The organism is Rathayibacter sp. PhB151 (assembly GCF_004366415.1).
Classification (GTDB): Bacteria; Actinomycetota; Actinomycetes; order Actinomycetales; family Microbacteriaceae; genus Rathayibacter; species Rathayibacter festucae.
Genome location: NZ_SOEN01000009.1, coordinates 206,244 through 228,265, shown reverse-complemented (window position 1 = coordinate 228,265; position 22,022 = coordinate 206,244). Strand labels below are relative to the sequence as shown.

Genomic DNA, 22,022 nt, shown 5'->3' with positions numbered 1-22,022 from the left:
TCAGCTCCGGGTGTCGGCGAGTCGGGCGAGGCGGGCGATCGACTCGGACTTGCCGAGGATCTCCATCGACTCGAACAGCGGCGGCGAGACGCGGCGGCCCGAGATCGCGGTGCGCAGCGGCCCGTAGGCGATGCGGGGCTTGAGGCCCAGGCCCTCGATCAGCGCGCCGGCGAGCGCATCCTGGATCGAGGCGGTCAGCCACTCCCCCTCGGGCACGAGCTCGAGGGCGCCGATCGACGCGGCGAGGACCTCGCCGGCGTTCGCGGGCAGGCCCTTCAGCGCGTCCTCGTCGTAGGAGAGGGCGTCGGCGGTGGTGAAGAGGAAGCCGAGCATGCCGGGCGCCTCGCCGAGCAGGCCGATGCGCTCCTGGACGAGCGGGGCGGCGGCGTCGAGGACGGCGCGCTGGTCGGCGGTCGGCTCGCCCGCGAGGACGCCGGCGGCGATCAGGTAGGGGATCGTCCGCTCGGTGAAGTCGTCGACCGCGAGCAGGCGGATGTGGTCGCCGTTGATCGACTCGGCCTTCTTGAGGTCGAAGCGGGCCGGGTTGGGGTTCACGTCGGCGACGTCGAAGGCGGCGATCATCTCGTCGATCGAGAAGACGTCGCGGTCGTGGGTGAGCGACCAGCCGAGCAGGGCGAGGTAGTTGACCAGGCCCTCGGGGATGAAGCCGCGGTCGCGGTGGTGGAAGAGGTTGGCGGAGGGGTCGCGCTTCGAGAGCTTCTTGTTGCCCTCGCCCATCACGTAGGGGAGGTGGCCGAAGCGCGGGACGAACGTGGTCAGTCCGATGTCGATCAGCGCGTGGTACAGCGCGATCTGGCGCGCGGTCGAGGGCAGGATGTCCTCGCCGCGGAGGACGTGGGTGATCTGCATCAGCGCGTCGTCGACCGGGTTCACCAGCGTGTAGAGCGGCTGGCCGTTGGGGCGGACGACGACGAAGTCGCTGAAGGAGCCGGCCGGGAAGGTGATCTCGCCGCGGACGAGGTCGTCGAAGGAGAGGTCGGCGTCCGGGACGCGCAGGCGCAGCGCCGGGCTCCGGCCCTCGGCGCGGAAGGCGGCGCGCTGCTCCTCGGTGAGGTCGCGGTCGAAGTTGTCGTAGCCGTGCTGCTTGGCGCGGCCGGCCGCCTCGTTGCGCGCGTCGATCTCCTCGGCGTTCGAGTAGCTCTCGTAGAGGTGGCCGGAGGCGAGCAGGCGCTGGATGACGTCGGTGTAGACGTCGCTGCGCTCGGACTGCCGGTACGGGCCGTGCGGGCCGCCGACGCCGACGCCCTCGTCCCAGTCGAGCTTCAGCCAGCGGAGCGCGTCGATGAGCTGCTCGTAGCTCTCCTCGCTGTCGCGGGCCGCGTCGGTGTCCTCGATCCGGAAGACGAAGGTGCCTCCGGTGTGCCGCGCGTAGGCCCAGTTGAACAGGGCCGTGCGGATGAGGCCGACGTGCGGCGTCCCGGTCGGGGACGGGCAGAAGCGGACGCGGACGTCGCTCCCGGTCGCGGTCGTGAACGGGTGCGCGTCGTGGGCGCGATCGGAGGGCGGGGTGAGCTCAGACATACGGGGCGATTCTAGCGGCGGGGCGGGGATCGGCGCCCGGACTGGACAGGGGGCCCCGCTCGGGTGGACGTCCGGCTCGCGGAATACGGTCCGGCTCGCAGGAACCGGCCGATCCGGCGAGCCGGGGGTGGAATCGCGAGCCGGAGGTGACGGCGGGTCGACGTTCGGCTCGCGGAAACGGCCTCGGCACGCGGGAACCGGCCGATCCAGCGAGCCGGAGGTGGAATCGCGAGCCGGAGGTGACGGCGGGTCGACGTTCGGCTCGCGGAAACGGCCTCGGCACGCAGGAAGCGGCCGATCCGGCGAGCCGGGAGTGGATTCGCGAGCCGGAGGTGACGCGAGTGGACGCTCAGCACGCGGAAACGGCTGAGGCTCGTGGGAAGCGCGTGATTCTGCGAGCCGGAGGTGGAATCGCGAGCCGGAGGTGCGGCGGAGGACGGCGCGGCCGGGAGCGCGGTGGGGGGCGCGATGGAGACGCTTAGCGCGAAGCAGTGCTCCGAGTCAACGGACTTCTCGAACGGGAGGAGCAGTGGTGGCCTGTGGCTACCGCTTCTCCCCCGGGGCCGCTCGACGACGAGCGCGTCGCACCCTGCCGCCCCGGACGCGCCAGCATGCCCGGAAAGGGGTCCCGATGAGCACGGTCGTTCTCGACACCGCCCTCTCAGCGCTCGCCCCTGCGACCGACTCGTCGAGCGAGTCCGCCTCGCCGCGCGAGGAGAAGGACGCCCGCACCCTCTCGCTCTTCCACGCGGCGGCGACCGCCGACGACGCCGAGGGCGCGCGGATCCGGGAGCGGATCGTGCTCGACCACCTGGGGCTGGCCGAGGCGATGGCGAACCGGGTGTCCCGCGCCGGCGGCGATCGCGCGGACCTCCGCCAGGTCGCCTACGTGGGGCTGGTCAAGGCCGCCCGCCGCTTCACGCCGGAGCGCGGCGACAGCTTCGCCGCCTTCGCGGTGCCCACCATCACCGGAGAGCTCAAGCGCCACCTGCGCGACCTCGGCTGGATGATCCGCCCGCCCCGCGGCGTGCAGGAGCTGCACCGCCGCTCGGCCGTCGTCGCCGATGAGCTCGCGCAGGAGCTCGGCCGCCACCCGAGCGATCGGGAGATCGCCGCGCGGCTCGGCGTCGAGCCGGCCGAGGTCGCCGACGCGCGCGCGGCCGGGCACCCGCTCTCCCTCGACGAGACCGTCGGCGAGACCGGCGTCCGGCTGGCCGAGACGATCGGCGGGGAGGACGAGGACCTCGCGGCGATCGACCGCCGGCACGGTCTGGCCCGGGCGCTCGCCGAGCTCGAGAACGGCCAGCGCGAGCTGCTCCGGATGCGCTTCGTCGAGGAGATGACGCAGCAGCAGATCGCCGACGCGCTCGGCACCACGCAGATGCAGGTCTCGCGGCTGCAACGCCGGATCCTCGCGCAGCTCGCCGACCGCCTCGGCGCACCCTCGCGCGGCCATCAGCCGAAGGCGTCCCGGAGCGGGGTCGCGACCGTCACGCCCGTCCACCCTGCGGCGCGGCTGCGGACCGCCTGAGGTGCGCGTCGGCGCGCGAGGGCAGGGTGGCGAGCGCGTCGAGGACGTGCTCGGTCTGTACCGCGAGCAGGGCCGGGTCGGGCTCGGAGGAGAAGACGTCGCCGCGGCGCAGCGACGCGTCGGTCAGCACGATGTGCGGTCCGCTCGCCGGCGGACCCCAGGCCTCGGGCGGCGCCGGTCCGAAGATCACGACCGACGGGATGCCGTAGGCGGACGCCAGGTGCGCGGCACCGGTGTCGACCGTGACGAGCACCTCGGCCGCGGCGACGACCGCGGCGAATCCGCTCAGGTCGATCGCGCCGGCGAGCACCTCGCCCGTTCCGGCCAGCTCGGCGACGCGGCGGGCGCGGTCGGCCTCGTTCGCGCCCCCGGTGTAGACGACGCGGTGCCCCTCGGCGGCCAGCGACTGCGCGACCGCGGCGAAGCGCTCCTCCGGCCACTCGCGCGAGCCGTAGAACGCGCCGATGTGCACGATCGCCGCGCCGTCGACGGGGGCGGGCACGGCCGGGACGGCGATGCCGACGTCCTCGGGGTCGGCGTCGAGGCCGATCGAGTTGACGAGGCGGGCCCAGCGCGCGCGCTCCAGCTCGCCGTCGAGCCAGAGCGGGCGCGGGTCGTCGTGGCTCGCGTCGGGGTCGAGGGCGGGGACGCGGAACTCGAGGCGGCGCTCGGGCTCGAGCGCGATCAGGGCGTCACGGGACTCCGGGCCGTTGCCGTGCAGGTTGACGGCGAGCTCGATGCGCCCGGGCGCGACCGGCAGCGGATCGTCCAGCCCGCGCAGGGTCGGCACGAGGGCGTCGAGGCCGTCGATCAGGTCGACGATCGGCTCCAGCCAGGGCGTGGTCGCGAGGATCAGCCGGTGCTCGGGGAAGCCGCGGCGCAGCGCCTTGAGGGCGGGGACGGCCACGAGGATGTCGCCGAGCTTGAGGGCTCGCAGGGCGAGGATCTCCGGGGTTCCGTCCGGGTCGGTGAGAGCGCGCACGGCGCCTCCTTCCTGTCGGAGGTCCCGTACCCCGCTCCGGCGACCTCAGACGCGCGGATCTCGCCCGGCCGGCCTCGCGGCTCCGACGCGCCCGAGCGCACCACTTCTCCTCCCCCGCGTTTGGAACCCGGACGAGGGGGGTACGAGGGAGAGGTGAACGACTCGATCCAGCCGGGCTCCGCGCACCGCACCGCGGAGGACGCCCCCGCCCCGCGCGCTGCGCGCCTGCGCGGAATCCTCTTCGACCGCGACGCGACGCTCGTGGTCGATGTGCCCTACAACGGCGACCCGGCGCGGGTCGAGCCGATGCCCACCGCGCTGGACGCGGTCGAGCGGGCCCGCGAGGCGGGACTGAAGCTCGGCGTCGTCACGAACCAGTCCGGCATCGCCCGCGGCATCATCGACCGCGCGCAGGCCGACGCCGTGAACCGCCGCGTCGACGAGCTGTTCGGCGGCTTCGACGCGTGGATGCTCTGCCCGCACGGCCCGGAGGCCGGCTGCGCCTGCCGCAAGCCCGCGCCGGGCATGGTGCTCGACGCCGCGCAGACCCTCGGGCTGCCCGCCGACTCCCTCGCGGTGATCGGCGACATCGGCGCCGACGTCGGCGCGGCCGCCGCCGCGGGTGCCCGCGGCGTGCTCGTGCCCACCCCGATCACCCGGGCCGAGGAGGTGGCCGCCGCTCCGCTGCGCGCGGCGACGCTCCTCGAGGCCGTCGAGCTGCTGCTGGCGATGCAGCCGGACGAGGACGCCGAGTGACCCGCCGCGTGCTGGTGGCGCGCCTCGACAGCGCCGGCGACGTGCTGCTCTGCGGGCCTGCCGTGCGGGCGATCGCCGCCGACGCCGAGGTGCTGCTGCTCGCCGGGCCGCAGGGCGCGCCCGCTGCGGCGCTGCTGCCGGGGCCCGTGGCCCTGCGCACCTGGTCCTGCCCGTGGATCGGCGACGCCACGAAGCCCGTCGACGCCGCCCTCGTGGCGGAGCTGCGATCGATCGTCGAGGAGTTCGCTCCGGACGAGGCCGTGATCCTCACCTCCTTCCACCAGTCGCCGCTGCCGCTGGCGCTGCTGCTGCGCCTGTCCGGCGTCGCGCGGATCTCCGGGGCCTCGGTCGACTTCGCCGGTGCTCTGCTCGACGTGCGGCTCGTCCCGGGCGAGACGCTCGAGGAGGACCAGCCCGAGCCGGAGCGCGCCCTCGCCATCGCGGCGGCCGCGGGCTTCGCGCTGCCGGAGGGCGACGACGGGCTCCTGCGGGTCGACCGCGGCGGCGTCCTGCCCGCCGCGCTCGAGGGTGTCGGACCGTACGTCGTCGTGCACCCGGGAGCCGCCGTGCCCGCCCGTGCCTGGCCGGCCGAGAACGCGGCGCGCGCGGTCGAGCTGCTCGCCGACTCCGGCCTCGCGGTCGCCGTCACCGGCGGGCCGGGCGAGCGCGCGCTGACCGCGCGGGTCGCGGGCAGCCGCGGTATCGACCTCGGCGGCGCCACCGACTTCGCCGGCGCGGCCGAGGTGCTCGCTCGCGCGGAGGTCGTGATCAGCGGCAACACCGGCCCGGCGCACCTCGCCGCGGCCGTCGGCACCCCGGTCGTCAGCCTGTTCGCGCCCGTCGTCCCGGCGATCCGCTGGGCGCCCTACGGCGTGCCGGTCGAGTTGCTCGGCGACCAGCAGGCCGCCTGCGCCGGCTCGCGCGCCCGCGTCTGCCCCGTCCCCGGCCACCCCTGCCTCGCGGGGGTGAGCGCCGAGGAGGCGGTCGCCGCCGCCCACCGGCTCCGCGCGCTCCCGCGGCGCGACTCCACGACATCCACGACGACACCCTCGGAGGCGCTCGCATGAGGATCCTGCTCTGGCACGTGCACGGCGGCTGGGCGGACGCGTTCGTCCGCGGCGACCACGAGTACCTGCTGCCGACGACCCCGGCCCGCGACGGCTGGGGCCTCGGCACCGGCGGCCGCGACTGGCCGAACACCGTCGAGATCGCCCCGGAGGAGCTGCGCGACGCCGACGTCGACGTCGTCCTTCTGCAGCGCCCGGACGAGCTCGCGGAGGCGGAGCGCCTGCTCGGCCGCCGGCTCGGCCGCGAGATCCCGGCGGTCTACGTCGAGCACAACACGCCCCGCGGCGACGTGCCCGACAACCGCCACCCGCTCGCCGACCGCGACGACCTCCTCCTCGTGCACGTCACGCACTTCAACGCGCTGATGTGGGACACCGGATCGACGCGCACCACGGTGATCGAGCACGGGATCAACGACCCCGGCCCCCTCTACACCGGTGAGCTCGCGCGCTTCGGCGTCGTCATCAACGAGCCGGTGCGCCGGCAGCGGGTGACCGGCACGGATCTGCTGCCGCGCTTCGCCGCGGTCGCTCCGCTGGACGTCTTCGGGATGAAGACCGAGGGCCTCGTCGGGACGCCCGGGCTGCCCGCCGACCGCCTCGACGTGCTCGGCGACGTGACGACCGGCGCGATGCACGCGGAGCTGGCCCGCCGCCGGGTCTACCTGCACCCGTTCCGCTGGACCTCGCTCGGCCTGGCGCTGCTCGAGGCGATGCACCTGGGCATGCCGGTCGTCGCGCTCGAGACGACCGAGGCCGGCCGCGCCGTGCCGCCCGAGGCCGGCGCGGTCTCGAACGACCTCGACGCGCTGGCGGCAGCCGCCCGTGCGCTGATGGAGGACCCGGAGCGGGCCGCCGTCGCCGGTGCGGTCGCCCGCGAGGCCGCGCTCGCGCGCTACAGCCTCGGCCGCTTCCACCGCGACTGGGACGAGCTGCTCGGCGACCTCGCCGCCGCCCCGCGCACCCTCTCCACCGCCGGAACCCGCGAAGGGAGCACCCGATGAGCACCAGCCGACCCCTCTCGATCGCGATGGTCTCCGAGCACGCCAGCCCGCTGGCGACGCTCGGCGGCGTCGACGCCGGCGGCCAGAACGTGCACGTCGCGGCGCTCGCCGACGCGCTCGCGCGCCGCGGTCACCGCGTCACCGTCTACACCCGGCGCGACGACGCGTCGCTCCCCCGCCGGGTGCCCTTCACCTCCGGCGTCGAGGTCGTGCACATCGACGCCGGCCCGGCCGCCAAGGTCTCCAAGGACGAGCTGCTGCCCTTCATGGGCGACTTCGCCGTCGACCTCGCGAACGACTGGCTCGACTCGCGTCCCGACCTGGTGCACAGCCACTTCTGGATGTCCGGGGTCGCCGCGCTCGACGCCTCCGAGCGGGTGGAGCGCGCCACCGGGCGCCGCGTGCCCGTCTTCCACACCTTCCACGCGCTCGGCGTGGTCAAGCGCCGTCAGCAGGGCGCGCTCGACACCAGCCCCGAGGAGCGCGCCTGGCTCGAGCCCGGCGTCGGCCAGCGGGCGGACGGCGTCGTCGCCACCTGCTCGGACGAGGCCTTCGAGCTGAAGGGCCTCGGCGTGCCGACCTCGAGCATCTCGGTGGTGCCCTGCGGTGTCGATCTCGAGCGCTTCACGCCCGACGGACCCGTCGCCGAGCGCACCGGGCGGGTGCGCCTGATGAGCATCGGCCGCCTCGTGCCCCGCAAGGGCATGGGCCACGCGATCGAGGCGCTCGCCCGCCTGGTGGCCGACGGCTGCGACGCCGAGCTGGTCGTCGTCGGCGGCTCCGGATCGGGCGATGCACTCGCCGCCGACCCGGAGTACCAGCGCCTGCACGCGGTCGCCGAGGGCCTCGGAGTCGCCGACCGCGTCGTCTTCGCGGGCCAGCTCTCGCAGACCGAGATGCCGGCGATGCTCCGCTCCGCCGACATCGTGATCTGCGCGCCCTGGTACGAGCCGTTCGGCATCACCCCGCTGGAGGCGATGGCCTGCGGCGTGCCGGTGGTCGCCTCCTCCGTCGGCGGGCTGATCGACACGGTGGTCGAGGACGTCACCGGCGTCCACGTGCCGCCGCGCGACCCCGCCGCGCTCGCCGAGGCCCTCGCCGCGCTGATCGCCGACCCGGAGCGCGCCCGCGCCTACGGAGCCGCCGGCCGCGCCCGCGTCGAGTCCCGCTACTCCTGGGACCGCGTCGCCGCGGACACCGAGCGCGCCTACCTGACCACCCTCGCCGGACTCGGCGACGGCGATGCCGCCATGAGCGGCACCGCTCGCACCTCCCTCTCCTCCACCCCCCGGAAGGCGGCCCCGCGCAGATGAGCATCGACACCGTTCTGGACACCCCGACGGACACGCCGTCCGACACCCCGGCGGACGCCGCCCGGCGCCTCGTCGACGACCACGTCGCCCGCGCGCTCGACGTCGTCGCGCAGCTGGAGCGGCACTCCGACCGGATCGTCGCCTGGGGCGTCGAGCTGGCGGACCGCCTGCACTCCGGGGCGCGGCTGCTCGCGGCCGGCAACGGCGGCTCGGCGGCGGAGGCCCAGCACCTCACGGCGGAGCTGGTCGGCCGCTTCGACGGCGACCGCATCCCCTTCTCCGCGATCTCGCTGCACTCCGAGACCTCGAGCCTCACCGCGATCGGCAACGACTACGGCTTCGACCACGTCTTCGCCCGCCAGGTCACCGCGCACGCCCGCACCGGCGACGTCGTCGTGCTGCTCTCGACCAGCGGCCGCAGCGCCAATCTGCTGCACGCGGCCGAGGCGGCCCGCGCCGCCGGCGCCCGCACCTGGGCGCTCACCGGCGACGGGCCCAACCCGCTGACCGAGGCCTGCGACGAGTCGATCGCGCTCGAGGGCCACGGCTCGAACGTGCAGGAGGCGCAGCTCGTGCTGGTGCACGCGCTCTGCCGGGCGTTCGAGCACCGGATCCGCGTGCGGACGGGGGCGGCCGCGTGAGCCGCCTGCGGATCGCCGTGGTCGGCGACGTGATGCTCGACGTCGACCTCTCCGGGCCGGCCGAGCGGCTGAGCCCCGACGCGCCGGTGCCCGTGGTCGACGTGTCGACCCGCGGGGTGCGCGCCGGCGGTGCCGGGCTCGTGGCGCGGATGCTGATGCGCGACGGGCACGAGGTCGTGCTGGTGACGGCGCTGGCCGACGCCGCCGATCCCGATGCGGCCGAGCTGCTCGCCGCCCTCGACGGTGTCCGCGTGGTCGCCGGGCCCTCCGGCGCGCCGACGCCCGTGAAGACGCGCGTCGCCGCCTCCGGCCAGGCGGTCGTCCGCTTCGACCGCGGCTGCGAGCGCCCGCCGGTGCCGACCGTGACCGAGGAGATGCTCGCCGCCCTCGGCGAGGTCGACGCGGTCGTGGTCGCGGACTACGGCCGCCGGCTCACCGAGGACGCCTCGCTCCGCGCCGCCCTCGACGCGCTCACCGTGCCGCTGGTCTGGGATCCGCACCCGCGCGGGACGGCGCCCGTCGCCGGGACGACCCTCGCGACGCCGAACCTCGGCGAGGCGACCGGCTTCTCCGGGGCGAGTGGCCGCGGCGTCACCCTCGCCGAGACCGCCGCCACCACGCTGCTCGAGCGCTGGGGCTGCGGCGCGGTCGCCGTGACGATGGGCTCCGGTGGCGCCCTGGTCCGCTCGCGCGGCGCCGGCGTGCCGGTGGTGCACCCCGCCGCCGCCGTGCCGCCGACCGATCCCTGCGGGGCGGGCGACCGCTTCGCCGCCTCCGCCGCCATCGCGCTGGCCGGCGGGGCCACCCCCTCCGAGGCGGTCGGCGCAGCCGTCGCCGCGGCCGGGGCCTACCTGCTCGCGGGCGGAGTCTCCTCCCTCGGCGCTCCGGCGGACACCGCCGCCCTGCACGGGGCGTCCGGAGTGGACGCGCTGCGCGTCGCCGAGGCCGTCCGCGGCGCCGGCGGCACCGTGGTCGCCACCGGCGGCTGCTTCGACCTGCTGCACGCCGGCCACGCCCGCACGCTCTCGGCCGCCCGGGCGCTCGGCGACTGCCTGATCGTCTGCCTCAACTCCGACGACTCCGTCCGGCGCCTCAAGGGACCGGCCCGGCCGATCATCCCTGAGGACGACCGGGTCGACCTGCTGCTCGCGCTCGAGTGCGTCGACGCGGTGCTCGTCTTCGGCGAGGACACCCCCGACGAGGCGCTGCGCCGCATCCGCCCGGACGTCTGGGTGAAGGGCGGCGACTACTCCGCCGAATCGCTGCCCGAGACCGCGACGGTCGCCGAGTGGGGCGGCCGCGTCCTGACGGTGCCGTACCACGCGGGCCGCTCCACCACCCATCTCGCCGCCGCGCTCGCGCGCGTCGGCTGACCGCGTCGGCTCCGGCCGACCACCGCAGACCCGGCCGGCCCCGCCGACCGCCGCCCCACCACGTCGGCCCCGCCGACGACGAGGATCCTGGAAGGGACACCCATGACCACCACCCCCACCCCCATCGGCCGCGTCCTGATCACCGGAGGCGCCTCCGGACTCGGAGCCGCCGTCGCCGCCGCCGTCACGGCCGCGGGCGGCACCCCGATCGTCCTCGACCGCGACGTCTCGAACGTCCAGGAGGGCGTCGCCGCCTACCAGGTGGACGTCGCCAAGACCCGCGAGGCCGAGAAGGCCGTCGTCGAGATCGCCCGCGAGCACGGCGGCCTCGACGCCGTCGTCACCGCGGCCGGCATCGACCGCTGCGGCCGCCTCGTCGACGTCGAGCCGGAGGAGTGGGAGCGCGTGATCTCGGTCAACCTGCTCGGCACCGCCGCCGTCGTCCGCGCCGCGCTGCCGTTCCTCACCGAGACCCACGGCCGCGTCGTCACCGTCGCGTCCTCGCTCGCGATCAAGGCCGTCTCGGACGCCACCGCCTACTGCGCGTCGAAGTTCGGCGTGCTCGGCTTCACCCGCGCCCTCGCGGCCGAGACCAAGGGCGAGATCGGCGTTACCACGCTGATCCCCTCCGGCATGAAGACCCGCTTCTTCGACGACCGCGACGCCCAGTACAAGCCGGGCCCCGACGCGCTCCTCAACGACCCGGAGAACGTCGCCAACGCCGTGATGTTCGTCCTCGGCCAGCCCCGCGGCTGCGAGGTCCGCGAGCTCGTCATCACCCACGAGGAGGAGCCCTCCTGGCCGTGACCCCCTGACGCCCCCGCCGGGGCTCCGCGAGATGCCACTTGAGTACGCACGCCTCGGCGTGTCGCGTACGCAAGTGGCATCTCGCGGTTGGGGGCAGGGCCGGGCGTCGTCAGCGGGTGGAGGCCAGGACGCCGCGGACGTCCTCGAGGACGCGGGCGACGGGGACGTCGTCGACGAAGGACAGCTCGTGCTCGCAGCGCGGGGCGGTCCAGCCGACCTGGGTGACGTCGATGCCGCAGATCGGGCAGCGGGTGGTCCAGCTCAGCTGGACGCGGTGGCGCTGGCGGCCGAGGGGCTGGGCGTTGATGGCGTTGCCGACCCAGAAGACGCCGACCGTGGGCGCGCCGACCGCCGCCGCGAGGTGCCGCGGTCCGCTGTCGTTGCCGAGGACGAGGTCGGCGAGCGAGAGCAGCGGAGCGAGGTCCGGGAGCTCGACCCGGTCCGCCCAGGACACCGCGCCCGGAGCGCCCGCGACGATCGCCTCAGCGGCGGGCGCGTCGGAGGCGTCGCCCACGACGAGCACGCGCGCGCCGTCGGCGAGCAGCGCGCGGGCCACCTCGGCGAAGTTCGCCGAGCTCCAGCGGCGCCGGACGTCGGTCGCGCCCGGGTGGATCAGCACCAGCGGCCCGCCGGCGGGCAGAGCGGCGGCGAGGCGGTCGCGGCGCTCCGGGTCGACCTGCAGCGACGCCTCGAGCCGGACCGCCGCGGCCCCCGCGAGCCCGACGATCTCGAGCGCCCGCAGCATCTCGTGCTGGTAGTAGACGTAGGGGATGGTGCGCTCCAGCTCGGCCGCGTCGTCGGTGCGCGAGCCGATCGTGTGCCGCGCGCCGAGGCGCTGCAGGAACGGGTTGGAGAAGCGGCCGCCGCCGTGCAGCTGCACCGCGAGATCGAAGCGGCGCGCGCGCATCCGCTCGGTGAAGTCCTCGACGACCCGCGGGTCCTCGCCCTCGCCGTCGCGGACGCCCTGCGCCACCGGCAGGATCTCGACGTCGCTCACCGGCGACTCCACACCCTGCAGCAGCACGCGGTGCGCCGGAGTGCCGAGCAGCACGATCTCGGCGCCCGGGTAGGCGGCGGCGAGCGCGTCCACGGCGGGCAGCGCGAACAGCAGGTCGCCGAGTCCGCCGCCGCGCAGCACGGCGATCCTCTCGACTCCGTCGAAGCGGTCTCGGAGCGGGGCGATGGCGACCACGGTCGTTCCTCTCGGTGGGGCGGAGCCGCGCGGGGCGGCTCCGGGGAAGGGGCACTCCTCCTCTTCCCCGTCGGGGGCGATCCGAAACCGGAGGCAGCCGTCGAGCCCCGCACAACATCAGCTGAAATGGGAGGGCCTCCGCTGTGGAGGGAGGGACCCCCCTCTCAGCTGATGTTGTGCGGCGACCTTCGGGCGACGGCCCCGCGCGGGCCCGCCTGCGCGGCTGCTCAGTCGTCGGCGAGCGCCCCGCGGCGGATCTTGCCCGCGTCGTCGCGCAGCGGGGTCCGCTGGAGTCGCAGCGCCCGCGGTGCCCGCGAGCCGAGGTGCTCGCGCGCGAAGGCGAGCAGCTCCTCCTCCGTCACGTCGCTCTCCGCGATGTCCGTCACCGCCTCCACCGCCTGGCCGAGCTCGGCGTCCGGGACGCCGAAGGCGACCGCGCCGCGCACCGCCGGGTGCTCCTCCAGCGCCCGCTCGATCTCCGCCGGGTAGACGTTCACGCCGCCGCGCAGGATCAGGTCGTCCGCTCGGTCGAGCACCGTCAGGAAGCCGTCGGCATCGACGGAGCCGAGGTCGCCGAGGGTGTCCCAGCCGTCGTCGGTCCGCTTCGACTCCCCGCCGAGATAGCGGTAGGTCGCCTCCCCACGGCGCAGCTGCACGAGTCCGGGCTCGCCCGGCCCGCACTCCGACCCGTCCGACCGCAGCACCCGCAGCTCCGTCCCACCGATCGGCCGGCCGACGCTCCCGGGCCGCTCGAGCCACTCGTCGCCGCGGATCATGGTCAGCCCGTTCGACTCGCTGCCGGCGTAGACCTCCACGACCCGCTCGGCACCGATCCACTCGATCAGCGCGCGCTTGTCCGCGGGCGGGCACGGCGAGCCGAGGTGCAGCACCGTTTCCAGCGACGACACGTCCGCGTCCCGGTGCCCGGGCGTCCGCAGCAGCCGGTGGATCATCGTCGGCACCAGCAGCGCCCAGGTCACCCGGTGCTCCGCGATCGCCGCGAGCACCCGCGCCTCGTCGAAGCGCGGCAGGATCACCAGCCGCTGCCCGGTCAGCAGCCCGCGGAAGGCGTAGGTGAAGGTCGCGGAGTGCGTGAGCGGCCCGACCACCAGCTGCACCCCCTCCCGCGGCAGGAACGCCGCGACCGGCTGCGTCGGATCCATCAGCGCGGGCGCCGCCGCGAGCACGATCTTCGGCCGCCCGGTGCTGCCGGAGGAGGCGGGCGCCTTCCAGGACGAGGCCCAGAGATCCGGCAGCGCGTCGTCCGGCAGCGCGGGGTCGGGCGCGAAGCCCGCGGGTACGAAGGGCACGCCCTCCAGCTCCACGCCGATGCTCAGCGACGGCCGCCCGAGCGCGCCGACCTCGGCGAGCTCCCGCGCCGACAGCCCGCGCGAGAGCGGCTGCGGCGTCGCGCCCGCCTTCCAGATCGCGGCGCAGGCGAGCACCAGCTCGGCACTATTCGGCAGCGAGACCGCGACGAGCGAGTCCGGAGTGACGCCCCGCGCCGCGTAGGCGCGCGCCAGCCGGTTCGAGGCCCGGTCCAGAGCGCCCGCGGTGAAGGTCGCGTCGTCCGCGACGACCACGACGCGCTCGGGGTCCCGCTCGGCCAGCGCCGAGAAGCAGCGCGAGAACGACCGGCGCATCAGGCCGCGCCCGCGTGCGCCCGGTACAGCGCCTCGTGACTCGCCGCGACGTCGTCCCACGAGTGCGAGAACGCCAGCTCCCGCCCGGGCCCGGGCGCCGGCGCCGCCCCCGCGAGCGCGGCGGCGAGCGCACCCCGGATCGCCGCCACGTCGCTCCCGTACGACACCGTCTCCCCGAACACCTCGCGCAGCACCGGCAGATCGCGCGCGACGACCGGCACCCCCGCGGCGAGCGCCTCCATCGCCGCCAGCCCGAAGCCCTCCTTGGTCGAGACGAAGCCGAGCACCGCCGCGCCCGCAACGAGGCCCGCGAGCCGCTCCTCCGGCACCGTGCCGAGCACGACGGGCACGACCCCCAGCTCGGCCGCCCGGCGCTCGAACTCCGCGCGGTAGCCCCGGTAGTCGAACAGCGTCTCCCCGCCGCCGAAGACGAGGGCGGTCCCCGAAGCCAGCCCCGCGAACGCCTCGAGCAGGTCGACGCTGCCCTTCCGCGGCTCGATGCCGCCGAGCGCGAGCACGTAGCGGCCGAGCTCGGCCCGCCACTCCCCCGCCGCAGCGCCGCCGGCCGCGGCCGCGAATCGCGCGGCGTCGACGCCGTTCGGGATCACCGCCGGCGAGCGCCCCCAGCCCGCCGCCACCTCGTCGGCGACCGCCCGCGACACCGCGAGCAGCCCGGCCGGCCCGGTGATCGCGCGCTCGTGGCAGGCGATCAGCGCCGGCGTGGTGAAGGCGTCCAGGTGGTGCACCGTGCGGAGCAGCCCGCCGGCCCCCGCGAATCCGGCGTCGAGCGCGGCGTTCGCCGAGATGCAGTCCTGCGCGTGCACGACGTCCCACTCCCCGCCGTCCTCCCCCAGCGCGACGGCCAGCGCGTCGAGCGAGCGGACGATCCGGTCGCCGACGTCCTCCCCGTCGCGCGCCGCGAACGGCACCACGCGGACGGCCACCGCGGGGTCGACCGCGCGGAAGAAGGCGGAGTCGCCGCCGCGGCCGAGCGTCCAGACGGTCACCTCGTGCCCGCGCCGGGCCAGCGCCTCCGAGAGCGCGAGCGTGTGCACCACGCCGCCGCGGGGCTTCGTGGAGTAGGTCAGCTGCGCGATCCGCACGGGATCTCCTTCAGGCGGGGCGACGCCCACGGGCGGCACCGGTCGGACGGGCGGCCCGGGTTCAGACGGTGGGAGCCGCGCGGTGGTACGCGTGCTCGGCGCGGTCGCGCAGGTGGTCCATGCTGCGGCGGGCTCGGGCGACGGAGGCCGAGACGTCGTCGGTCGCGACCGCCAGCCCGCCCTTCGCCCAGGTCTTCGCGAGGATCTCGCCGGCCGGGTCCACGACCTTCGCCTGCCCGAGGAAGCGCAGCCCGCCGAGCACGCCGGTCTGGTTCGAGGAGACCAGGTAGACCTGGTTCTCCGCGGCACGCGCGCAGTCGTAGAGGTCGAACAGGTGCGCCTGGCGGTCGTTCCGGATCCGGTCCGACCGGTCGGTCACGCTCGCGGGCCAGGCGCTGAGGCAGCAGAGGATCTCTGCCCCGTCGAGGGCGAGCGAGCGGGCCGACTCCGGGAAGGTCTTGTCGAAGTCGATCATCATCCCGATCCGCCCCACGGCCGAGTCGAACGAGCGGAAGGAGTCGCCCGCGGCGTACGCCTCGGACTCGCCCAGCGGCAGGTGCACCTTGCGGTGCGTCCCGATCACCTCACCGCCCTGCACGCAGACCGCCGAGTTGTAGCGCCGCACCTCGCCGCCCTCCAGCGCGCGCTCCGCGATGCCGAAGCACACCGTGGTGTCGCCCGCCATCGCCGCGACGGCCGCCACCTCCGGCCCGTCGACCTCGACCGCCTGCGGCAGGTCGTCGGGGCCGGGGTGGTGCATGTCGAGGAGGTAGCCGCCGAGGGTCGCGTCGGGCAGCACCAGCAGATCGATCCCGCGCTCCTGCGCGCTCGCGATCATGCCGGGCAGCTTGACGAGGGTGCGCTCGATGTCGCGGCCGAAGTGCGCCGCGACCGCGGCCATCGTGATCGTCGACATGGTCCTTCTCTCCCGCCCTCTGCGGGCGGACGGTGCGCCGGGCGGACAGAGAGCCTCCGCCCTCCTCCGCCTCGCGCGGCAGAGCGGTGCGCTCGGGCCGAGCGCGTGGCCGTCACCGTACCGCGGCGCCCTCGAGCCGGTCCATCCGCGCGCCGCCGAGCAGCTGCTCCGCCACGTGCTCCGCGTCGCGCGCGATCGCCTCGAAGCGCCCGGAGCCCCAGGTGTTCAGCCACGGCAGCCCGAGGAAGTGCAGCCCGGGCACGGCGGTCGCGCCGCGCCGGTGGGTGGGGTGCCCGGCGCCGTCGAAGACGCCGATCTGCATCCAGGAGTAGTCGGAGCGGAAGCCGACCGCCCAGACGATGCTCGTGATCCCCGCGGCCGCCAGGTCCAGCTCCTCGATCTCGCGCTCCGGACGCCAGACCGGGGTGTAGCGGGCCTCGGTCGGCGCCTGGATCCCCGAGCGCTCGATGTGGGCGTCGATGTCGTTCTTGATCGACTCGGCCACCGAGTCCGCGTAGTCGAGCGACGCCTCCGCCGTCGGCGCGAAGCGGAGCGACCCGCCGTCGACCTGCTGCAGCCGGCCGTAGAGCGTCATCCCGTCCCGGGCGAACGCGCGGAGGTCGATGTCGCGGCCGCCGCCGCGCCCGGTGACGTAGTGGTTGGTCGACTCCCGCTTGGAGAGCCCGCCCACCTGCGCGTGCACCGGCACGTCGTAGACGCCCATGTCGGCGAGCCAGGCGACGCAGTCGCGACCGCGGTAGAACCGGGCGACCCGCGGAGCCGTCCCCAGCGCCAGGTGCACGTCGCGTCCCTCGAGGAAGAGGTCCTCCGCGATCTGCGCGCCGGACTGGCCGGAGCCGACCACGAGCACCCCGCCCTCGGGCAGCGCCGCGGCCGAGCGGTAGTCGGCCGAGTGCAGCTGCACGATCGCGTCCGGGATGCGGTGCGCGACCGCCGGCAGCACCGGCCGGTGGTAGCCGCCGGTGGCGACGACGACCTGATCGGCGGTGATCGTGCCGCGCGAGGTGACGATCTCGAACGCCCCGTCCGCGCTCTCGCGCATCCGGAGCACCTCGGTGTCCTCGGCGACGGGAGCGTCGAACGACTCCGCATAGCGCCGCACCCAGGCGTGCACCTCGGCGCGGGTCATGAAGCCGTCGGGGTCGTCGCCGTCGTAGGGGTAGCCCGGCAGCCGGCACTGCCAGTTCGGCGTGACGAGCGTGAAGTTGTCCCAGCGGCGGTCGATCCAGTCGTGCGCGATGGTGTCGCGCTCGATCACGAGGTGCTCGACGCCCTGGTCCGTGAGCAGGCGGCTGATCGACAGCCCGGCCTGGCCGGCGCCGATCACGGCGACCGGGAGATGCCGGCCGTTCTCGAGCGTGGTCATGCGCGCGCCCCCTGCGCGGACGCGGGGAGGGAGGCGGGAGGCAGTGGCGGATCCATCGCCAGCACCCGCACCCGCCCGCCGTCGAAGCGCGCGGCGGCCGCGAGGATCTCCGACTCCTGCTGCAGCGCGGAGGTGCAGGCGAAGCCGAACTTCGCGCGCACCCGCTCGCTCGCCAGCCGCAGAGCCTCGGTCGAGCGGCCGACGAAGTCCTCGATCGGGTAGCTCTCGCCCTCGGCGAGGTAGTCGTGCATCACCAGGCTCGGCGAGTAGCAGCGCTCCTCGACGCCGTCCGGCCAGCGGACGTGGAAGGTCATCTCAGGCATGGACCAGCCCTCCGCTCCAGACGCGGTCGATGTCGTAGGCGTCCGGCCGGCGGTCGCGGAGGTGGAACATCCCGCCGCGCATCGCCTCGAAGGTGCCGCGCACGTCGATGTCGGCGACCGCCATGCCCGAGCCGAGCAGCGTCGTCGCGAGGATGTTGCCGCCCGGATCGACGACCTTCGCGTTGCCCACGTAGCGGAGCGACCCGAAGGTGCCGGACTGGTTCGACGCCAGCCAGAACACCTGGTTGTCCAGGGCCCGCGCGATGTCGAACTGATTGAAGCGGTAGGTCCAGCGGTCCTCCTGCAGGTTCTCCGCCGTCGCCGTCCGCGCGGCCGGCCAGGCCGAGAGCGAGGCGATGATCTCCGCCCCGTCCAGCGCCATCGAGCGCGCCGCCTCCGGGAAGGCCTTGTCGTAGCAGATCTGCAGCCCGACCCGGCCGACCGGCGTCTCGAAGACCGAGTAGCCGGGCCCGGGCGAGTACGACATGTGCTCGCCGAGCGGCTGGTGCACCTTGCGGTAGCTGCCGTAGATCTGCCCGCCGTCGAGCAGGGCGGCCGCGTTGTAGCGGGTCTCGCCGTCCGCGTCGAGCTCGCAGAAGCCGATCGCGACCAGCAGGTCGCCGGCGATCTCCTGCACCCGGCGCAGCTCCGGCCCGTCCAGCGCGATCGCCGGGGGCATCGAGCGGGTGGTCGTCTTGACCGTGTCGCCGTGGTTGCCGAGGGAGGAGAGGTAGCCGCCGATCGCGGCCTCGGGCAGGACGAGGAACTCGACCCGCTTCTCGCGGGCCTCCTCGGCCAGCGCGGCGATGAGCGCGTAGTTCTGATCGAGGTCGCGGGTGAAGTTCGCCGCGACCGATCCGACGACGGTCATGGCGCGCGCCTAGAGGTTGTAGGTCGAGTTGATGATGGCGCCCTTGCGGGCGTAGTGGATCAGGGCGTCCTGCACGTCGAGAGGGTGGCAGGGGATGGTGCCCTCGATCAGGTCCTCCTCGCGCAGGCCGTGCAGCGCCAGGCCGAAGCGGCAGACGAACACGCGGTTGCCCTCCTCGATGAAGGTCTTCAGGGCGTCGTTGATGTTCTGCTCGCCCGGGAAGCCGGAGTCGCCGACGGTCGGGAAGCCGCGGGTCGCCATCGCGTTGATCGTGCCGGGGCCGTAGAAGTAGACGGCCGACTCGAAGCCCTTGCGGGCCGCGCGGGTCGCCTGCAGGATCGCGACGAAGCTGACCGAGGACTCGTGCGCGATGCCGTGCACGAGGGTGAAGTAGGACTGGCCGGGCTCGGCCTGGTAGTCCGGGAAGACCTTGGTGGAGCCGTAGAGGTTGCTGCCCTTGGGCAGCGAGGGGTGCGCGATCTCGGAGCGCGACTTCTCGATGTTGGCGCTGATCTGCTCTTCGATGCTGGTCTGGTCGTCGGTGCTGGGCTGGTCGTCGGTCATGGGAACCTCCGGGGTTCGGTGAGGAGCGCGCCGGGCGGGGCGCGAGCGAGTGGTGCAGGGACAGGAGTGCCGGGTGGAACGGGCGGTGCTGTGATGCAGAGGCCGGCGTCGCTCGGGCGGGACAGAGGACGAGCGGAGCGACGGGGCCGGGTCGGGAGCGTTCGTCCCGACTGCGTCCAGTCAAGGCCGCTCGTGTTTCGAAGTGGTTTCGGCCAGAAGAAGCCTGCGTGACGCCGGGCGGGCATCGGGTGGGCGCCGAGGCCGCCGCCGGATGTAACACGATCGCGTTCCCGATGTCATCGCTCCGAAACACCGCGTTGACCTAATGGAGGCTCACGACGTCGGACTCCGCCGTCGCGCACCGCTCGACTCGAGACTCCGAGGAGCACCATGACCGATCTGCAGACGCCCCGCCTCCGCACCGCCGATCCCGCACCCTCCGACTCCGCCGACTCCTCCTGCGGCCCCGACGCCTGCGGCTCGGCCCCCGTCCGCCGCACCGGCTCCACCGCCCTGCGCACCCGCGTCGACATCGCCCTGCAGGGCATCCGCGTCGACGCCCCCGTGCACCGCGAGGCCGGCGCCGGCCCGAGCGACGACGGCCACGTGATGCTCGGCGGGCTCGGCGCCGCCATCCCGGTGAACCCGAAGAGCCCCTACGCCGTCACGAACGGCCGCCTCCTGCTCGACGGCGCCGACATCGGCCTGGACGTGGAGCCGGTGAAGCGCCCGCGCTTCTACGACCTGCACACCGCCGACGGCGTCTCCTACGAGAAGATCGCCCGCCTGCACGGCCGGAACATCCTGGCCACCACCGTCGTGCAGACCTGCATGCGCTACGACGAGGCCGAGCGCTGCCGCTTCTGCGCGATCGAGGCCTCGCTCGCCAACGACTCGACCATCGCGGTGAAGACCCCGGCGCAGCTCGCCGAGGTCGCCGAGGCGGCCGCCCGGCTCGACGGCATCCGCCAGATGGTGATGACCACCGGCACCTCCAAGGGCCGCGACCGCGGTGCCCGGCACCTCGCCCGCTGCGTCCGCGCGGTGCTCCAGGCCGTCCCCGGACTGCCGATCCAGGTGCAGTGCGAGCCGCCGGAGGACCTCGCCGCCCTGCAGGAGCTCAAGGACGCCGGCGCCCTCTCGATCGGCATCCACATCGAGTCGATGGACGACGACATCCGCCGCCGCTGGACCCCCGGCAAGGCGCGCGTCTCGACCGCGAAGTACTGGGAGGCCTGGGACGAGGCGGTGCGGATCTTCGGCCGCAACCAGGTCTCGACCTACCTGCTCGTCGGCCTCGGCGAGGACCCGGACGAGCTGGTCGCCAGCGCCGGCGAGCTGATCGAGCGCGGGATCTACCCGTTCGTGGTGCCGTTCCGGCCGCTCAAGGGGACTCTGGCGACGGAGGTGGACCACGTCCTGCCGCCGGCCGGCTCGCTGCTGGAGAAGGTCAGCGAGCAGGTCGCCGCGCTGCTGATCGCCGCCGGGATGCTCTCCTCCGGGCAGAAGGCGGGCTGCGCGGCCTGCGGTGCCTGCGGCGTGCTGAAGACCGCCGGCGCCTGATGGAGCTCTCGATCCTCGAGGGGGTCCGCGCGGTCGCGCCGGCCGCCCGCGAGGCCTTCGTGGTCGTGGTCGCCGATACTGCCGAGACCGCCGCCTACCGGGCGCTGCGCCGCGAGGTGTTCGTCGGCGAGCAGGGCCTCTTCGACGCCGACGACCGCGACGCGCTCGACGAGGATCCGCGCACCGTCGTGCTGGTCGCCCGCTCGGCCGACGGCGTGCTCGGCGGGGTGCGGATCGCGCCCGCGCTCGATCAGGACCTCGGCTGGTGGACCGGCAGCCGGCTGGTCGTCCGCCGCAGCGCCCGCGGCGGGGCCGGGATCGGCGCCGCGCTGGTGCGCGCCGCCTGCGCCGAGGCCGAGGCGCGCGGCGTGATCCGCTTCGAGGCGACGGTGCAGACGCAGAACGAGGTGCTCTTCTGCCGGCTCGGCTGGGACCGGCTCGGCGCTGTCGAGGTCGCGGGGACTCCCCATGTGCGGATGCGCTGGCCGATCGACCGCTTCGACCGGCTCGCCCGCGGCGCGAAGGCGGCTCTCGGTCCGCTGCTCGACGCCTTCGCCGGGCAGCTCGGCGGCCCGGGCTTCCGCGGCGACGACGGCGCCCCCGTCCCCGGCTCCGACCTCGTCGCCGTCTGCGACGCGATCGTCCCCTCGATGGTCGAGCGCGACCCGGAGTGGGCCGGCTGGTGCTCGGTGCTCGTCAACGTCAACGACCTCACGGCGATGGGCGCGGATCCGGTCGGCCTGCTCGACGCGGTCGGCGCGCGGGACGCCTCCTTCGCCGCCCGCATCCTCCGCGGACTGCGCGCCGGCGCCGAGGCCTGGGGCGTCCCGCTGCTCGGCGGGCACACCCAGCTCGGCGTCCCGGCCGCACTCTCCGTCACCGGCCTCGGCCGCACCGTGCGCCCGGTCCCCGGCAGCGCCCCGGTCGGCCACGAGCTGAGCCTGACCGCCGACCTCGCCGGCGGCTGGCGCCCGGGCTACGCCGGGCTGCAGTGGGACTCGACCTCGCATCGATCACCGGAGGTGCTCCGCGCCCTCGCGGCGAGCGTCGGCTCCGGCGCGCCCGACGGCGCGAAGGACGTCAGCATGGCCGGCCTCGTCGGCACCGTCGGCATGCTCGCCGAGGCGTCCGGCGCGGGCGCCGAGCTCGAGGTCGCGGCGATCCCCCGCCCCGCCGCCGCGGGACTCGCCGACTGGCTCTCCTGCTTCCCCGGCTTCGCGATGCTCACCGCCGACCGCGCCGGCGCCTCCCGCATGGGCACCCCGCACACGACGACCGCCGCCATCGGCCGCGTCGTCCCCGGCGAGGGCGTCACCCTCCGCTGGCCCGACGGCGAGACCACCCCCGCGATCACGTCCGCCGTCACCCGCCTCGGCCCCGCCTGACCCCCCGGTGCGCGCACAACATCAGCTGAGAGTGGTCGGCCTCGGCTGACAGAGGAGGC

The 22,022-nt window shown here is 74.9% G+C and carries 20 protein-coding genes; 10 read left to right on the top strand and 10 right to left on the bottom strand.

The genetic code is table 11. The annotated features are described in order from the left end of the window. The gene (gene gltX, locus EDF35_RS16935) at positions 1-1,542 is read right to left on the bottom strand and encodes a glutamate--tRNA ligase (protein WP_133963182.1); all 1,542 of its coding nucleotides are present in this window, start codon (positions 1,540-1,542) and stop codon (positions 1-3) included. 631 nt (positions 1,543-2,173) lie between these two features. Here gltX and EDF35_RS16930 point away from each other — a divergent pair. Continuing rightward, positions 2,174-3,073: a sigma-70 family RNA polymerase sigma factor gene (locus EDF35_RS16930; RefSeq protein WP_133963181.1), complete on the top strand. Its 900-nt coding sequence runs from the start codon at positions 2,174-2,176 to the stop codon at positions 3,071-3,073. Here EDF35_RS16930 and EDF35_RS16925 read toward each other — a convergent pair. Further along, positions 3,033-4,055 (bottom strand): glycosyltransferase family 9 protein, encoded by a 1,023-nt coding sequence (locus EDF35_RS16925; RefSeq protein WP_133963180.1) that lies wholly within the window; start codon positions 4,053-4,055, stop codon positions 3,033-3,035. The genes EDF35_RS16930 and EDF35_RS16925 overlap by 41 nt on opposite strands. 153 nt (positions 4,056-4,208) lie before the next feature. On the opposite strand from EDF35_RS16925, the gene EDF35_RS16920 reads away from it, so the two are divergent. The 7 genes from EDF35_RS16920 to EDF35_RS16890 all read left to right on the top strand — a co-directional run bounded on the left by EDF35_RS16920 (position 4,209) and on the right by EDF35_RS16890 (position 11,016). Further along, positions 4,209-4,811, top strand: coding sequence for an HAD family hydrolase (locus tag EDF35_RS16920; RefSeq protein ID WP_347876896.1), 603 nt, complete (start codon positions 4,209-4,211; stop codon positions 4,809-4,811). Next, positions 4,808-5,878 (top strand): glycosyltransferase family 9 protein, encoded by a 1,071-nt coding sequence (locus EDF35_RS16915; RefSeq protein ID WP_133963179.1) that lies wholly within the window; start codon positions 4,808-4,810, stop codon positions 5,876-5,878. Before EDF35_RS16920 ends, EDF35_RS16915 begins: the two co-directional genes overlap by 4 nt. Next, on the top strand, positions 5,875-6,882 hold the full coding sequence (locus EDF35_RS16910) for a glycosyltransferase (protein WP_133963178.1): 1,008 nt from the start codon (positions 5,875-5,877) through the stop codon (positions 6,880-6,882). The genes EDF35_RS16915 and EDF35_RS16910 overlap by 4 nt, the downstream gene beginning before the upstream one ends. Beyond that, positions 6,879-8,195 (top strand): glycosyltransferase, encoded by a 1,317-nt coding sequence (locus EDF35_RS16905; protein WP_133963177.1) that lies wholly within the window; start codon positions 6,879-6,881, stop codon positions 8,193-8,195. The genes EDF35_RS16910 and EDF35_RS16905 overlap by 4 nt, the downstream gene beginning before the upstream one ends. Further along, positions 8,192-8,836, top strand: a complete 645-nt coding sequence (locus EDF35_RS16900) for an SIS domain-containing protein (protein ID WP_123705033.1) — start codon at positions 8,192-8,194, stop codon at positions 8,834-8,836. The genes EDF35_RS16905 and EDF35_RS16900 overlap by 4 nt, the downstream gene beginning before the upstream one ends. 5 nt (positions 8,837-8,841) lie before the next feature. Beyond that, the gene (locus tag EDF35_RS16895) at positions 8,842-10,209 is read left to right on the top strand and encodes a PfkB family carbohydrate kinase (RefSeq protein WP_133963210.1); all 1,368 of its coding nucleotides are present in this window, start codon (positions 8,842-8,844) and stop codon (positions 10,207-10,209) included. A 102-nt stretch (positions 10,210-10,311) separates the two neighbouring features. After that, complete coding sequence (locus EDF35_RS16890) at positions 10,312-11,016, top strand: SDR family oxidoreductase (protein WP_123733999.1); 705 nt, start codon at positions 10,312-10,314, stop codon at positions 11,014-11,016. Positions 11,017-11,125: 109 nt separating this feature from the next. On the opposite strand, the gene EDF35_RS16885 is transcribed toward EDF35_RS16890, so the two are convergent. From EDF35_RS16885 to EDF35_RS16850, 8 genes are all read right to left on the bottom strand, one after another. Continuing rightward, entirely contained in the window at positions 11,126-12,208 is a 1,083-nt protein-coding gene (locus tag EDF35_RS16885) for a glycosyltransferase family 9 protein (protein WP_133963176.1), read from the bottom strand. A gap of 227 nt (positions 12,209-12,435) precedes the next feature. Next, positions 12,436-13,851, bottom strand: a complete 1,416-nt coding sequence (locus EDF35_RS16880) for an AMP-binding protein (protein ID WP_133963175.1) — start codon at positions 13,849-13,851, stop codon at positions 12,436-12,438. Then, complete coding sequence (locus tag EDF35_RS16875) at positions 13,851-14,954, bottom strand: MSMEG_0565 family glycosyltransferase (RefSeq protein ID WP_133963174.1); 1,104 nt, start codon at positions 14,952-14,954, stop codon at positions 13,851-13,853. Before EDF35_RS16875 ends, EDF35_RS16880 begins: the two co-directional genes overlap by 1 nt. A 61-nt stretch (positions 14,955-15,015) precedes the next feature. Then, the gene (locus tag EDF35_RS16870; RefSeq protein WP_123734002.1) at positions 15,016-15,870 is read right to left on the bottom strand and encodes a carbon-nitrogen hydrolase family protein; all 855 of its coding nucleotides are present in this window, start codon (positions 15,868-15,870) and stop codon (positions 15,016-15,018) included. A 112-nt stretch (positions 15,871-15,982) separates the two neighbouring features. Then, entirely contained in the window at positions 15,983-17,257 is a 1,275-nt protein-coding gene (locus tag EDF35_RS16865; RefSeq protein ID WP_133963173.1) for an MSMEG_0569 family flavin-dependent oxidoreductase, read from the bottom strand. Then, on the bottom strand, positions 17,254-17,580 hold the full coding sequence (locus tag EDF35_RS16860; RefSeq protein WP_123705040.1) for an MSMEG_0570 family nitrogen starvation response protein: 327 nt from the start codon (positions 17,578-17,580) through the stop codon (positions 17,254-17,256). The genes EDF35_RS16865 and EDF35_RS16860 overlap by 4 nt, the downstream gene beginning before the upstream one ends. Then, complete coding sequence (locus EDF35_RS16855) at positions 17,573-18,451, bottom strand: carbon-nitrogen hydrolase family protein (protein ID WP_123447958.1); 879 nt, start codon at positions 18,449-18,451, stop codon at positions 17,573-17,575. The genes EDF35_RS16860 and EDF35_RS16855 overlap by 8 nt, the downstream gene beginning before the upstream one ends. A 9-nt stretch (positions 18,452-18,460) precedes the next feature. Further along, entirely contained in the window at positions 18,461-19,015 is a 555-nt protein-coding gene (locus EDF35_RS16850; protein ID WP_133963172.1) for an MSMEG_0572/Sll0783 family nitrogen starvation response protein, read from the bottom strand. Positions 19,016-19,405: 390 nt separating this feature from the next. Between EDF35_RS16850 and EDF35_RS16845 the strand changes: the two genes are divergently transcribed. Continuing rightward, the gene (locus EDF35_RS16845; RefSeq protein ID WP_133963171.1) at positions 19,406-20,578 is read left to right on the top strand and encodes an MSMEG_0568 family radical SAM protein; all 1,173 of its coding nucleotides are present in this window, start codon (positions 19,406-19,408) and stop codon (positions 20,576-20,578) included. Continuing rightward, entirely contained in the window at positions 20,578-21,963 is a 1,386-nt protein-coding gene (locus EDF35_RS16840) for an MSMEG_0567/sll0787 family protein (RefSeq protein WP_133963170.1), read from the top strand. Before EDF35_RS16845 ends, EDF35_RS16840 begins: the two co-directional genes overlap by 1 nt. The last annotated feature ends 59 nt before the right edge of the window (positions 21,964-22,022 follow it).

Coding starts and splice junctions, on each gene's coding strand:
- EDF35_RS16880 (WP_133963175.1), bottom strand. CDS start 13,851: ATGCGCCGGTCGTTCTCGCGCTGCTTCTCGGCGCTGGCCGAGCGGGAC.
- EDF35_RS16845 (WP_133963171.1), top strand. CDS start 19,406: ATGACCGATCTGCAGACGCCCCGCCTCCGCACCGCCGATCCCGCACCC.
- EDF35_RS16930 (WP_133963181.1), top strand. CDS start 2,174: ATGAGCACGGTCGTTCTCGACACCGCCCTCTCAGCGCTCGCCCCTGCG.
- EDF35_RS16870 (WP_123734002.1), bottom strand. CDS start 15,870: ATGTCGACGATCACGATGGCCGCGGTCGCGGCGCACTTCGGCCGCGAC.
- EDF35_RS16890 (WP_123733999.1), top strand. CDS start 10,312: ATGACCACCACCCCCACCCCCATCGGCCGCGTCCTGATCACCGGAGGC.
- EDF35_RS16900 (WP_123705033.1), top strand. CDS start 8,192: ATGAGCATCGACACCGTTCTGGACACCCCGACGGACACGCCGTCCGAC.
- EDF35_RS16910 (WP_133963178.1), top strand. CDS start 5,875: ATGAGGATCCTGCTCTGGCACGTGCACGGCGGCTGGGCGGACGCGTTC.
- EDF35_RS16840 (WP_133963170.1), top strand. CDS start 20,578: ATGGAGCTCTCGATCCTCGAGGGGGTCCGCGCGGTCGCGCCGGCCGCC.
- gltX (WP_133963182.1), bottom strand. CDS start 1,542: ATGTCTGAGCTCACCCCGCCCTCCGATCGCGCCCACGACGCGCACCCG.
- EDF35_RS16860 (WP_123705040.1), bottom strand. CDS start 17,580: ATGCCTGAGATGACCTTCCACGTCCGCTGGCCGGACGGCGTCGAGGAG.
- EDF35_RS16850 (WP_133963172.1), bottom strand. CDS start 19,015: ATGACCGACGACCAGCCCAGCACCGACGACCAGACCAGCATCGAAGAG.
- EDF35_RS16855 (WP_123447958.1), bottom strand. CDS start 18,451: ATGACCGTCGTCGGATCGGTCGCGGCGAACTTCACCCGCGACCTCGAT.
- EDF35_RS16905 (WP_133963177.1), top strand. CDS start 6,879: ATGAGCACCAGCCGACCCCTCTCGATCGCGATGGTCTCCGAGCACGCC.
- EDF35_RS16865 (WP_133963173.1), bottom strand. CDS start 17,257: ATGACCACGCTCGAGAACGGCCGGCATCTCCCGGTCGCCGTGATCGGC.